This window comes from Ruegeria sp. BB9, assembly GCF_056539345.1.
Genome location: NZ_JBQFUU010000004.1, coordinates 111,117 through 125,277, shown reverse-complemented (window position 1 = coordinate 125,277; position 14,161 = coordinate 111,117). Strand labels below are relative to the sequence as shown.

Annotated in this window: 8 protein-coding genes; 5 read left to right on the top strand and 3 right to left on the bottom strand. The window is 60.1% G+C overall.

The features are described from left to right. The first annotated feature begins 45 nt into the window (after positions 1–45). The 5 genes from ACR0FC_RS14420 (at position 46) to ACR0FC_RS14400 (ending at position 9,520) form a co-directional block, all read left to right on the top strand. Complete coding sequence (locus ACR0FC_RS14420) at positions 46–3,864, top strand: Ig-like domain-containing protein (protein WP_254437828.1); 3,819 nt, start codon at positions 46–48, stop codon at positions 3,862–3,864. A gap of 63 nt (positions 3,865–3,927) precedes the next feature. Further along, positions 3,928–4,752, top strand: coding sequence for a SapC family protein (locus ACR0FC_RS14415; RefSeq protein WP_170341940.1), 825 nt, complete (start codon positions 3,928–3,930; stop codon positions 4,750–4,752). Further along, positions 4,694–6,076 carry a TolC family protein gene (locus ACR0FC_RS14410; RefSeq protein WP_170341938.1) on the top strand — a complete coding sequence of 461 codons (1,383 nt, stop codon included), beginning with the start codon at positions 4,694–4,696 and terminating at the stop codon, positions 6,074–6,076. Before ACR0FC_RS14415 ends, ACR0FC_RS14410 begins: the two co-directional genes overlap by 59 nt. Before the next feature lie 2 nt (positions 6,077–6,078). Continuing rightward, positions 6,079–8,226: a type I secretion system permease/ATPase gene (locus tag ACR0FC_RS14405; RefSeq protein ID WP_170341936.1), complete on the top strand. Its 2,148-nt coding sequence runs from the start codon at positions 6,079–6,081 to the stop codon at positions 8,224–8,226. After that, positions 8,210–9,520: an HlyD family type I secretion periplasmic adaptor subunit gene (locus ACR0FC_RS14400; RefSeq protein ID WP_170341934.1), complete on the top strand. Its 1,311-nt coding sequence runs from the start codon at positions 8,210–8,212 to the stop codon at positions 9,518–9,520. Before ACR0FC_RS14405 ends, ACR0FC_RS14400 begins: the two co-directional genes overlap by 17 nt. Here ACR0FC_RS14400 and ACR0FC_RS14395 read toward each other — a convergent pair whose 3' ends face one another. The 3 genes from ACR0FC_RS14395 to ACR0FC_RS14385 form a co-directional block, all read right to left on the bottom strand. Further along, positions 9,521–11,287 (bottom strand): ABC transporter ATP-binding protein, encoded by a 1,767-nt coding sequence (locus tag ACR0FC_RS14395; RefSeq protein WP_170341933.1) that lies wholly within the window; start codon positions 11,285–11,287, stop codon positions 9,521–9,523. A 214-nt stretch (positions 11,288–11,501) separates the two neighbouring features. Next, a complete protein-coding gene (locus ACR0FC_RS14390; RefSeq protein WP_170341931.1) occupies positions 11,502–12,203 on the bottom strand; it encodes a response regulator transcription factor in 702 nt (233 codons plus the stop codon). Further along, positions 12,200–14,098 carry a PAS-domain containing protein gene (locus ACR0FC_RS14385; RefSeq protein ID WP_170341929.1) on the bottom strand — a complete coding sequence of 633 codons (1,899 nt, stop codon included), beginning with the start codon at positions 14,096–14,098 and terminating at the stop codon, positions 12,200–12,202. Before ACR0FC_RS14385 ends, ACR0FC_RS14390 begins: the two co-directional genes overlap by 4 nt. Positions 14,099–14,161 lie beyond the last annotated feature (63 nt).

The window sequence follows — 14,161 nt, the reverse complement described above, 5'->3', positions numbered from 1 at the left end:
GTCGCGCGGGTATCCGCGGCCACCGATTGTGAGGACATGATGACGATGAAACCTGTTTCGCACGAAGTCTCCATCCAGAAGGACTCACCAGATGCAGGGCATGAGAAGCATGTCCGCAAATGGGTCAAAGCGCGTCTGCGCCGATGGGCCGGATCGGGAGTCGGCGGTGGTTTGGCCTCTGCCCTTCTGGCCTTGCCCGCGCTGGCCCAAGCCACTGAGGAGGAGTTGAGCACATTTCAGTTTGCCGATGTCCTGCCCGGTGTCCAGTCGGTCAAACTGCTGCTCAACGGCGACGTTCAACTGAAGCTATTGGACGGTCGCACAGTCCTGGTTTCCGCGGAAAACGTGCACGTTCTGGAAAACGGGTCAATCATGATTGCCGAAGACGTGGCCGTTGAAGTCGCGCAGCTTGCAGTGGCCGCTGAAGCCGCCGGAGCAGCGGCAGCTGGTGGTGGCGGTATGGGAGCCGCAGGCGCGGTGCTGGGTGGTTTGGGTCTGGCCGGCGCGGCCGCCGCTGGCGGCGGTGGCGGCGAAGATGCCGCGACACCCGCGGAGTCGCCGAGCCCGTCCAGCCTGAACCTATCCCAGTTGCAGGGAAATTCGCTGAACAGCACCACCGCCAAGGCGTCAGCACCTGATGGCACCGTTTCGGTCGAAGTAACCATCGGGTCGGTCACCAAAACCGTATCAGCGGGGCCGGACGGCAGTTGGAGCGTTTCGCTGAGCCAAATCGAGGCGGCAGGGTTGCCTCAGGGGGTCGCATCCGTGACGATCCGGCACCTGGATGGAGCCGGAGGTGAGATCGCTGTCGAAACAGCCACGTTCAACATCGACACCATCGCTCCGGCCATCGCGATAACAGGATTTTCCCACGGGGCGGTCATGAATGCGGCCGAGAGCGCGTCAGATCTGGAAATCCGTGGTACGACCGATGCGGAAAATGGTCAGATGGTGACTGTGGGGTTGAACGGTCAGATCTATACCGCAACGGTGTCCGGCGGCACTTGGAGCGTCACGGTTCCGGCCGCCGATCTGGCGTCTCTGCCCGATGGTGCGACCGTCAATGTGACCGCTGATGTGGTGGATCGCGCAGGCAATCCCGCGGCTCAAGCCACCAACAGCTTTGATACTGACTTTTTCGCCCCAGCCATAACAATAGACCCTGTCGCAGGCGGCCAGATCGACCTTGTGGACGTCGGATCGGACCTGACGATTACCGGCACGACGACCGGCGAAGATGGCCAACCGGTTGTGCTGACTTTCAATGGCCAGACCTACAGCGGAACCGCTTCAGGCGGTGTTTGGAGTGTGACAGTTCCCACAGCCGACCTCGGCGTTCTGGTCACCGGTAGCCCCATCAACATCAGTGCCACGATCAGCGATGCCGCCGGAAACCCGGCCACGCCTGCTGCGGTTTCGGTGCCCGTGGACCTGAGCGGACCGTCTATCTCTATTTCGCCTCTGCCCGTCGGTGCGGTCTTGAACGCGGCCGAAGCCGGAGCAGATCTGACGATCAGCGGCACAACCGGGAATGTAACCGATGGCCAGACAGTCACGGTAACTTTGGACGGTCAGACCTACACGGGCCCTGTGTCCGGAGGGACGTGGAGCGTGACCGTGCCGAACGCGGATTTGATTGCCCTGGCCGACGGCGCAACTTTCACCATCACCGCCGACGTGACGGATGCCGATGGCCTCGTGGCCCCACAGGCGAGTGCAGGAGTTTCCAAAGACGCGACCGCCCCAACGATAAGCATCGACACGTTTTCGGACGGCGCGGTCATGAACGCGGTCGAACAGGGAACCGACCTCAGCATATCCGGAACGACGACCGCCGAAGACGGCCAGGTCGTGACCATTGGAATGAACGGTCAAACCTACGGCGCCACCGTTTCAGGTGGCAACTGGAGTGTCAGCATTCCCACAGCCGATCTGGTCGGCCTCTCCGACGGTGCCACCGTCACCGTGACCGCCGATGTTTCGGACCTTGCTGGGAACCCGGCCGCACAGGCCACTGGCAGCTTCGACACGGACTTTACGGCCCCCGCCCTGTCAATCTCGACGGTATCGGCCGGGGGCACCATGAACCTGGCAGAGCAATCCGGCGGAATGACGGTCTCCGGCATTTCCGACGCGCCTGATGGAACGGTCGTCTCGATCCAAGTTCAACGAGCGGACGGGACTGTGGATGTCTCAGGCACCGCTACAGTGACGAGTGGCGCGTGGACCTACACCGCTTCACCCCTCGACCTTAGCGGCCTGCAAGATGCCGAATCCTACACGATTTCCGCGTCGGTCAGCGACGCAGCCGGAAATACACAGACGACTTCGACTGGGTTCAACACCGATTTCAGCGCCCCGACCATCTCACTGACCCCCCTGGGAACTGGATCGGTTCTAGACGTCACCGAGAAGGACAGCGACCTGACAGTATCGGGGACAACGACAGCCGAAGATGGGCAAACCATTACTGTAGGGCTGAACGGGCAGACCTACACAGCCACCGCTTCGGGTGGGGTCTGGTCGACCACCATACCTACAGCTGATCTGAACGCGCTTTCTGACGGAACAACCTATTCTATCACCGCATCGGTTTCGGACACCGCTGGCAACCCCGCTTCTCAGGCGGCAGCCTCGGTGACCACCGACTACCGACCCATCCTGACCTTGAATGAAGTCGGAACCAACGACGCGGTTTCGCTGAGTGACGCGCAATCCAGCGGCCTGACAGTCAGCGGTTCATCCATAGGTCTCGGCGCGGGACAAACCGTTGAGGTGATGCTGAACTCGGTCTCTGTCGGCACAGCCACGGTCGCGGCCAACGGCACGTGGAGCCTGAACGTACCTGCCACGGCGTTTTCGGGCACAACGGCGGGTGACCTTTTGGATTTTTCGGTTTCAGCGACGGTTGCCGGAGGACCGAACCCCCTACCCGCGACAGAACAGGCGACGGCTCACGTTCCAGCGGCCTATTTCATTTCCGAGGCAGGCCGGAGCGGGTCGACGATAACTTTCGAAATACATGCCGAAGCGGACCGGGACATATCCAGTGGGTTGGCTTTCACGGCCAACTTGGGTTTTGACCCCGCGGTCGTGACCTATGACATGGGATCCGAGGTCGAAAACACCGGTTTTGATCTGTTTCTGGCAAACCCGAACGGGGCGGCGGAAATCAGTTTTGGCGGGGCCGCGACAAGCTTTAGCGACCTGACCCAGCCTGTCGTCACGTTCACGATGACGGTGCTGGACCCGACGAAGCCGATCGAGTTGACGATCAACACGCCCGACGGTGGCCCGACCCATTGGGTATTGGGAACAGACGGCGCAGACGCATTGGCGGCCACGGGTATCGACAATGTCATCCGCGGTGGGGACGGCGACGATGTGATCGATCTGTCCGGCGCTGGCCGAGATCTTATCGTTTTCGAAGCGGACCCGACGGCCAACGGCACCGATATCGTAACGGGTTTCACCCTGGGGCCTGCAGCCGACATGGCCGACGCCATTATGTTCAGCGGGTTGGATGTCTCATCGCTTCGCGGTGATGGAACAAGTGTCGAAACACTCGCGATTGGCGACATGATCGCGACCGACACAGGTTTTGTAGGGCTGACAACCACACTCACCGATCTGACAACCGATACTCTGGAAGCCGCCGCAGAAACGCTTACCGGGGCTCAAGCCGGAGATGAGATCTATCTGCTGGCCAGCGATGGAACTGACAGTGTGCTGGTCAAGGTGGACTATTCCGCCCCAACCTCAGCCACGGTCAGCACGGTCGCGCAGTTTGACGGCCTGGGTGATCTGAGCGGTCTGAGCAGCGACAACATACTGCATACCGATCCGACCGGCGCGTCAAGTTGATCCTGACAAACATGAAAAGGTGGGGCCGCCCCGGCCCTTCCTAACGGACCAGCGGAGACATCAATGGCACAGAACGGCCCAGTACCCGTCACTTTCGACAGACATTCCGATCGCTCGTGGCACAGATTTTCATCCTACGATTTTGCGCGCTGCAGATTGGAGTACGAGATCGTAAGTGCGGAAGTCTCAGAAGCAGCCGCCTCTTTTCCAATTGCTTTTCGATCCTCGGGGGGCGGGGTATCGCCGCATGCTATTCTGGCGACCGCAGCTTCTCCGGAAACACCATTTGTTTCGGACCAAGGACGCTGGCGGGCCACCTATGTTCCTTCCTTGCTGAGATGCCATCCGTTCTCAATCGAAATGGTCGGTGGCGAAGCAGGATCGCGCACCAACTCAGGCAAGCTTGTTGTAGATGAAACCACCGGACTCGTGTCCTGTGACCAATCCGGCAGCCCGTTCTTCGCAAAGGACGGCTCGATCTCCTCTGAACTGGAAACCCTGAAGGGCTTCTTGAAGAGCTTTCTGGCCGATCGCAACGCAACCCGACGTGCCTGCGCGCTGATAAAGGAATTGGGCCTATTCGTCGAATTGACCCGTTTTAAGGATGCGGAGTTGCCCGACGGTTGGATGAGCGTAGACTTTCGACGCTTCAACCAACTTGGGCCGGCGCAGACAACGGTTCTGCAATCTAGTGGAGCGATGCAGTTGATTTACGCTCATCAAGTCTCGCTCAACCATCTTCTGTGGATGCACCACTGCCAGACGCATTCTCCCAAGGTGATCAGCACTCCCGCAAACGGCAGGGACTCCGACCTTGTGAGATTCTTGGATGCCATTGCCACGGAACGAGACTTGTCGGACGCGGAGGCCAAATATGCCTACCTTTGATCGACTCATCTTACCTCTGCTGATCGGTTTGGTGGCCGTGCTCACTGCGGCTTGTGAGCCGGTTCCGGATCTTGCCCCGGTTGAGATGGCTTTTTCAGAGGGATCAACGGGTGCTGGCGCGACTAAGCCGTCAAACCATCTGACTCGCAGTTCATTTGGCCAGAGAATACGGCGCGCGGTAGAAACCAGCCCGAACCTGGCGCAGAGCGAGACCGGCGTTGACGCCGCCTTTGCAGATATGGACGCGGCAGAAGGAGCCTTTCTTCCGCAGGTGTCACTTGGCGTAAATGCCCGATCGGAACGGGTGGATTCAGATGTTGCGGATGTATCGCCATATCTGCGGGTATCACAGCTTGTATACGACGGGGGAGCTGCCGCCGGAGACTTGGCAGCGGCACGGGCCCGCGTGCTCGTAAGCCGCGGCGATCAGCTTCAAACCGCAGCCGCGACGGCCCTTGCCGCAATTGAAACCTATGTGTTGGTCATCGACCGGCGGAAAATCGTTGAAATCGCTCGAGAAAACGTTCGTCGCCATGAGGAGATCGAGAAGCAGATCTCCGACCGCGCCGCGCAAGGGGCCGGTTCCGCTGCCGACGTTCTGACGGCGCGTTCTCGGGTCGCGGATGCCAGGACCAAGTTGGCGGATGCCCGGGCTCAGGCTGATCGTGCCAATGCGCGATTCCAAGAGGTGTTCGGTACCCCACCAGGCAAACTGGATCCCCCTGTCCCAGCGCCCAACCTGTCGAGAAGCGACGCCGTCATCGTGATGGACAGCCCGCAGGTTCGACGCGCAGACGCTGCGGTTCTGGCGGCACAGGCAGACCGCTCTGCCGCAACTGCGAGGCGTCAGCCGGACGTGCGGGTTTCGGCATTTGCCAACCAGGACGACAGCAGGGACGCGAATTTCGGCGTAGACCTCTCGGTCAACTACGAGCTGGACAGCACCGGTCAACGGCGGGCTGCAATTGCCGCCGCCGAAGCGCGGGTCAAACAAGCGGAATATGCCCGTGAGGTTCTTGTTCGGGAAATCCAGCGCGAGCTAGGTTTCATTCGATCCGACCAAAAGGCCGGCGCCCAGCGTCTGCGCGAGGCCCGCATCGCAGTTGCCGCAAATGCCGACAGCGTTGCCGCCACTCAAGAGCAATTCCAGATCGGGCGCAGCAGCCTAATCGAAATACTGGACGCGCAGCGCGATTTTGTGAACGCCCAAGAGCGACTGATCCTGGCGGAGCAGAATTTCTTCCTAACGAACTACGCCGCGCTCAGCCTTACGGGCGACATCATTGATCTGCTCGGCATCCAGCTCAGAACATGGGGCAACTGACCATGACCCAACGCAGCCAGCCTCCTACATCCCTGCCCCTCACCAACTTTGAGGAATGTCTGCTGCATGTGGCGGCAGAGCTTGGCCGGCCATTGACCAAAGCCAGCCTTTTGGCGGCCCAATCCTCGGTCTCTGGTGGGTTGAAGGTGCAGGACGCGATCGCACTGGCCCATGACCATGGATTGCAGGCGGGCTTCGGGCCGCGCCGGCTGTCGGAGTTTGATCCCAGCCTCGCACCGGCGATACTGTTGCTCGAGGACCAGCGGGCCGTGGTCTACCATGGCCGTTCGAAGTCTGGCCGTCTGTTGATCCACGACCCAGAGCTTGGAGACAGCATTGGTGAGATGGATGAATGCCAGCTCGACGCCGTCTATTCCGGCTATGCGATGTTGTTTCGTCGAGCATACTCCGAGGAAATCAAAAACAACCCAAGCCAGCCGAGCCGTCACTGGTTCCGATCAGCGCTTGTGGCCAATCGGTGGTCGTACTTGCAGGTTGCTCTGGCCGCGGCTCTGACGAATATTCTGGGGCTTTCAACCTCGGTTTTCATCATGACCGTCTATGACCGGGTTCTGCCAAATGAAGCCGTGGAATCTCTGGTCGCCCTGACCATCGGTGTCGGCATCGCGCTGTTTTTTGATTTTGTGCTGAAGATCCTGCGCGCCAGTTTCATCGACAGGGCAGGTCGGAATGCCGACATGTTGATGGGTCGGCGTGTTTTCGATCAACTTCTGAATATCCAGATGAAGTCCCGAACCGGATCAACCGGCGCCATGGCGAACACGGTGCGTGAGTTCGAAACACTCCGCGAGTTCTTCACGTCGGCTACGCTGGTCATGGTGGTTGATTTGCCGTTCATCGGTCTGTTTTTGCTTACGATCTACATGGTCGGCGGACCGCTGGTTCTGATCCCAGCTCTCGCCGTACCAATCGTGCTGATCGCCGGGCTCGCCATTCAGCCGCTTTTGTCCCGCTTGGCGGAACGCAGTTTTTTTGATGGCCAGTCAAAGCAATCCGTGCTGATCGAAACTCTGGCCGGTCTGGAAACGATCAAGACGACAACTGCGGACGGTACGATGCGGCGACGCTGGGAAGAGGCGATCGAACGACAATCCGGCAACAGTGTTCGGTCGCGTGCCATCACTCAATTCGCATTGAATCTGACCGGTTTCACGCAACAGGCGGCCCAGGTTCTGATCGTGTTTTATGGTGTTTTTCTGATAGCGGACGGCCTAACCAGCATGGGCGCTTTGGTCGCCTCAGTGATGCTGACTGGACGGGCTTTGGCACCCCTTGGTCAGCTGTCACAAACCCTGACCCGGTTCAACCAGGCGCGCAGTGCTTACCGGAACCTTGACGCAATGATGCAAGCCGACAGCGAGCGGCCATCGGGTCGCACCTGGATCAGCCGCTCCAACTTCAAAGGGCGTATCACGTTCAACAACGTGTATTTCGCCTACCCAGACCAGGATGAGGACACACTGAAAGGCGTGTCCTTCGACATCAAACCGGGGGAGAAAGTTGCGATTCTCGGGCGGATCGGATCAGGAAAAAGCACCATCGCAAGACTGCTTCTGGGATTGTATCAACCCCGTGTCGGTTCGGTTCTTTTGGATGGGATTGACATCCGCCAGATTGATCCGGGGGACCTTCGGCGCAACATTGGGTCGGTCCTACAGGATGTTTGGCTGTTTTCGGGCTCGGTCCGCGAAAACATCGCGGCCGGCGCCGTCCGCCCGCGCGACGAAGATCTGATCCGGGCCGGACGTATTTCGGGCGTTGAAGACTTTGTATCGCGGCATCCCAGCGGGTACGATTTGATGCTGGCCGAACGTGGTGAGGGGCTCTCGGGCGGGCAACGTCAGACGATCGCCCTAGCCCGGGCATTGATCGGGCAGCCGCCCGTCCTGTTGCTGGACGAACCCACCAGCGCGATGGATCTCGCGAACGAGGCGAACATCATTCAGCGGCTGAAAGCAGCGGCTGCGGATACGACTATGGTCATCGTTACCCATCGGGCAAGTCTGCTGGAACTGGTCGACCGGGTCATCGTGATCGAAAACGGCAAAGTGGGCGTTGACGCCGTCAAGTCAGTTTTCACCAACCGAGCCAAAGACGCGCGGAGGCACATGAATGTCGCGGCATCCTGACCTTGCAAGATTGGCCCGCGAGATGAACGGCGGCTCGGGGTTTCGCGGCTCGGTATTGCTGCTGGCCATAATGGGCTGCATGTTGACCGCCGGCGCATGGGCTTTCGTCACCGAACTGGACGACGTGGTCCGCGCGGACGGTCGCGTCGTACCGTCAGGCGACGTTCAGGTGATCGAAGCAACCGAACCTGGGGTTCTTCAGGCTGTTCATGTTCAAGAGGGTCAGATCGTCGACAAGAACGCTTTGCTGCTGGAATTGGACGCAACGCAAATCGGCAGCGAGCTGGACACCGAGCGGCAACGGGCATTGGGACTACGGGCGCGTATTAAGCGGTTGCAGGCCGAAATTGACGGATCCGATTTGCGGTTCGAGCCCGAGCTTGTTCAACAAGCACCGGACGTCGTTCGCTCGGAAACGGCTCTGTATCTCGGCCGAAAATCGGAATTGGCCGACGAGATCGCCATTCTGGAACGCCAACGTGAGCAGAAGCAGCGCGAATTGGAAGAGGGGTTGGTGGACCGGGTCACTGCGGAAGAAACACTCAAGGTCCTGTCCGAAGAGCGCGCTTTGATGGAGCCGCTGGTCCGCCGCAAGATGGAGCCTGCGACAACTCTGCTAGCCCTGCGACGCAGCGAGGCGGAATGGAAGGGCCGCAAGGTAAGGGCCGAGGCCGCTGCAAGCCGTCTGGAAACCGGGCTGAGTGAAATCGATGACCGCATCACGGCCACCAAAAGCCGGTTTCGCAGCGCGGCATTGACCGATCTTGCCATTGCCACTGCGCAGCTTGCGGCGCTTGAGCCCACCCTGCCCGCGTTGGAGAACCGCGCGGCGCGCGCGCAGGTTCGTGCGCCAGTCAGGGGCATCGTCAACCGAATCCACCGCACGACCTTGGGCGGCTTGGCCCGCAGCGGCGAGGATCTGGTCGAAATCGTTCCGTTGGACGACAACCTTCTGGTCGAAGCCTATGTCCGCCCTGACGACATCGCGTTCCTGCGTGCGGGTCAGCAGGTGAAGGTCAAGATCACCGCTTACGATTTTGCCAGATACGGCGCGCTGGATGGCGAAATTGTTCGCATCGGCGCGGATACGATTACACGGTCAGAGCGGCAGGACGAGGAAGTCTTCGTGGTCGAGATCCGAACCAGCGGCACCTTGTTGGACGCCGATGGACTGGCGGTAGAGATCATTCCGGGAATGATCGCACAAGTTGACATTCTGGCCGGCAGGAAGACCGTTCTCGACTATCTCATCCAGCCTGTTCTCAAGGTAAAAAACCAGGCTTTACGGGATTGATCACGCAGCCGGTGTCTTGAATTGCTGATCGAACAGGCGGCGGAAGCTACCATTCTGTTCCATCAACTCATCCAACTTGCCCTGTTCGATCACCTGACCGTCCTGGACAACCATGATCTTGTCTGCCTCAAGCACGGTCGACAGCCGGTGAGCAATGACGATCGTGGTCACGTTCTCCGTCAGCTTATCCAAAGCCTGCTTCACCAGTGCCTCGGACTCAGCATCCAACGCGCTGGTGGCTTCGTCGAGCAGCAGAATTTCAGCCTTCCGAAGAATGGCGCGGGCAATTGCCAGACGCTGTTTCTGTCCTCCAGACAGAAACGCACCGTTCTCACCGACTTCGGTGTCGTATCCCTTGGGCAGCGACATGATAAAATCATGCGCATGCGCGGCTTTGGCCGCATCGCGAATCTCGTCCTCGGTCGCATCGGGACGGGCATATCGCAGGTTTTCCATGACCGTCGCGGAGAACAAAAACGTATCCTGGCCAACATAAGAAATCTTGCGCCGCAATGAGGCAAAGCTGACATCCTGCAAATTCTGTCCGTCGATCTCGACGTAGCCTTGGTCAGGATCGTAGAACCGCATGATGAGCCCGAAGATGGTCGACTTGCCTCCACCCGACTGCCCCACCAAAGCGGTTGTCTTTCCGGCCTCGAAGGTCAGGTTCATTCCATTGATCACAGGCATGCCGCCGCTGTAGCCAAAGGTGACGTTCCGCAGGCGTACCTCGCCCGGACCGGACCGCAGCTCTTGCGGTTGCGGACTTTCGCGCATTGGGTCTTCCTGATCCAGCAGTTCGAACATCATCTCGATCGGAACCAACGTGGACTCAATGGTCACCCGCATCCGGGACAGCCGCTTGGCCGGTTCATAGGCCATCAGAAGCGCCGTGATAAAGGACATCAGCTGACCCGCGGTCGGCGGTTCAGTCCCGGCAATTCCCATGGTGCTGACGACCAACACGCCGGCAACGGCAACTCCGGCAAGGAATTCCATCATCGGGCTGGCAATGGACTGCAGCTTGGCAATTTCGTTCGATCGCTTTTCGACGCTGCGCACGGCTGCGGTCATCCGCTCGGTCATTCGGTCTTCCAGTGCGAAAACCTTGATGATTTTAATCCCTGAGGATGTTTCTTGCAGAACGCGGATGATCTCGGAAACAGACCTCAACTCGGATTGCATGATCGCGCGGACGCTTTTCAAAAGATAGCGCACACTCAGCAGCGCAACCGGCCCAACGATGAAAAACAACGCCGAAAGCACAGGCTGCTGATAGACCATCACAAAGATGAGGCCCACGAGTGTCAGCGCATCCCGAACGAACGTGGTCACGATCACGTCGACCAGCGTTCGCGCTGCACCCGCGCCCCGGGTCACACGCATCAGAAGGTCCGAAGACTCGCTTTTGGAAAAGAAATCCACTCCACGCCGAAGCAGTTTTTTGTACAACTTCTCCTGTTGCTCGGCGATGATGCGGTTGCCGGCGCGAGCCAGAAACACGGACTGGACGTAAGAAGCCAGCGCCTTGACCAAGAACAGCACGATTACGGCTGACGCGATGATATGAACCTGAGACCGCATGTCAGGCGAAGTCATGGCATCGACGATGTTTTCCATCATCCAAGCCGTCCCTGCGGTGGTCGCGGCAACGATCATCATGGCAAACATGGCAACCGCATATTTCTTGCCTTGCGCCCGCAAGCTGTCGCCCACCAGCCGACCGATATGGCCGGATCGCCACTTGGCCCAGGTTTTCCTGATCATAAGGGTCTCCAAATCAAGCTGACGCTTTCTTGCGCGTCAGCGCAGAGTTTGCAAGCTGCCATAACTACGCGCTTCAACACTGCACCGAAAAAGTGCAGCCGGCAGAAGTTAAGGTCACTTCAGCTGGATTTCCAGAGGCAGCCTAAGAAACAGGAGCGCTTCACCAGTAGTTTGGTTCGGCGTCGCGTAGGTCAATTCCAGCCCGCGGAATTGGTCAATCCCATGCGACATCCCCCAGAAAGATATACCCCGCGCCGTATATCGTCTTGATAAGGCGCGGGTTTTTTGGGTCTTCGCCGAGCTTCGTGCGCAGGCGGGAAATACGCACGTCCATCGCCCTGTCAAAGCTTTCACCGGCCGCGCCACCCAATGTTTCCTGCATCTGCGCACGGCTGATCAGGCGTTTGGGACTTTCCAGGAACAACCGCAACACTTCGCCTTCGGCATGGCTGAACGGCGTTTCAGTGCCGGTATCGGACTCCAGCACATAGCGATCAAAATAGGCAGTCCAGCCGTTGAACCGGGCCACGTCCGAGTGGTGTTGCTGCGCCTTGGGCGCGCGCAGACGGGCCCGGATGCGGGCCACCACCTCAGCCGGGTCAAAGGGTTTGGTGATGTAGTCATCAGCCCCCAATTCCAGCCCCGTCACCCGGTCCTGCACCTGTGCCCGCCCCGAGATGATGATGACCGCCGCCCCCTGTTCGAGCGCCAGCCGATGCACCAGCGCCAGCCCGTCGGTGTCGGGCAGCGACAGGTCCACAAGGCAGACATCCGGCGTGACCCGTTTGAGAGACGCTTCGAATTCACGGGCGCGGGCAAAGCTCTGCGTTCTAAACCCGGCATCCTCCAGCGCCTCAGTCAGAATCCGGCGGATTTCGGGTTCGTCGTCCAGAATGGTCACCAGGGGTTGCGTCATGTAGCGGCCTCGGTTCGGATCAGCGCGGACAATTGCGCGCGGGTGAAGGGTTTGCGCAGGACCGGCGCCTTGGCAAGAGCCTGACGGTGCAGCGGATCATCATAGGGCAACGAGGTCATCAGGATCACCGGAAGTGGTAGAGCAAGTCGTTCGATCAGATCAATGCCGGTGGCAGCGCCCTCCAGCCGGATGTCCGACAGGATCACCGATATGTCGTCCAAGCTGTTGGCCAGAACCAGGGCCTCATCCGCCGAGGTCGCCTCGATTACCGACAGCCCCAGATCGACCAGCATGTCGCGGAACTGGTGGCGCAGATCGTCGCTGTCCTCGACTAGCAGCGCCAAGCCCGACTGAACGGGCGGCGCGGGCCGGTAGGGCAGCCGCAGCATTACGGATGCGCCCGAGGGCGTGTTGCGCAGTTGCAGGTCTCCGCCTGCAAGCTTCACCGTGTCATAAACCATCGGCAGGCCCAGCCCCGACCCCTTGCTGCCCTTGGTGGTGAAAAACGGGTTCAGCGCCTTGTCCAGCGCATCCGGCGAAAACCCCGGACCGGTATCGGATACGGTGATTTCCACCCAGATCCGGCCGATCGCGTGGGCACTGATGGTGATCTGACCGCTGCTGCCGCAGGCGTCGCGGGCGTTCAGCACCAGATTCAGCAACGCGTCCTGAACCATGCCCGGGTCCAGCATCAGCGCCTCGTCGGGCAGGGTGTTGACCACCGACAGCCCCACCCCACGCGGGAGCGAAGGCGAAGCCAGCACCCGCAGATCCTCGAGCAGGCCGCGCATGTCGGTGGCCTGCGGCTGCGGGGTGCGGTTACCGGTCATGTCGGCGATGCGGTTCAGCAGCTGCCCGCCGCGCCGCGCGGTCTGCTGGGTTGCCGCGACAAGCTCGGCGGCGTCTTCGGGCAGGTCCATCTTTTCCAGCTTGGCCTGCATCCCCAGGATGATGGTCAGCAGGTTCGAGAAATCATGCGCCAGCCCACTGGTCATCTGCGCGGCCATCGCCCGGCGTCGGGTCTGCTGCAGGGCCACGCGGGCCTGCGTTTCCTCGGTGATGTCCACCGACATGATATAGACGCCGCCCGTGCCATCGGGCGTGAACGAGACACGGATACGGCGCGAATCCTGATCCTCGGTGAATTCGAACACCGAGGCCTGCCCGTCATAGGCCTGTTTCAGATGCGGCCGGACCCGCTCGTAAGCATGCGCGCCGAGGGCCTGCGAGATGTGCAGACCCAGGATGTCCGACGGCCGCCCCGGCAGGACCGAACTGAGCCGCCGGTTGGAATAATCATACCGCCCCTCGGCATCCAGATGGGCGATATGTGCGGGCATCATCTCGGTGGTCATGCGGGTGCGCGCTTCGATCTCGGTCAGCTGGCGCTTGGCCTCTTCCAGCGCGCTGATCGTGGCGGCCAGTTGCCGGTTGGTGGCCGAAAGCTCTTCGGCATGGCTCAGCAACTGGTCCGACAGCTCCTCGGACCGGCTGCGCAGCAGTTCTTCGACCCGTTTGGTGCTGGTGATGTCGGTATAGACGGCGACCCAGCCACCGGTGGGCAGCGGCGCGCCCTCGATCGAGATCACCTGCCCGTTGGGGCGCACGCGTTCCATGTAGTGCGGCTCGAACGCCAAGGCCTGTTCGACCCGGACACTGACCAGATCCTCGACCGATTGGTCGTGACCGTATTCGCCCCGGCTGGCCAGAAAATGGATCGTGTCGCTGAACAGCGCGCCCGGCTGCACCAGGCGTTCGGGCAGGTCGAACATTTCCTGAAAACGCTTGTTGCTGACCACAAGGCGCAACTGGTCGTCATAGATCGACAGGGCCTGACCAATCAGGTTCAGCCCTGCGGTGGTCATCTCTTTGATGCGCTGTTCGGATATGTCCACGCCGATCCTCCCCTGGGCACAGGCCTATCACCAGTTTTCGGGCAGGTGTAGAGGGGCCGGATG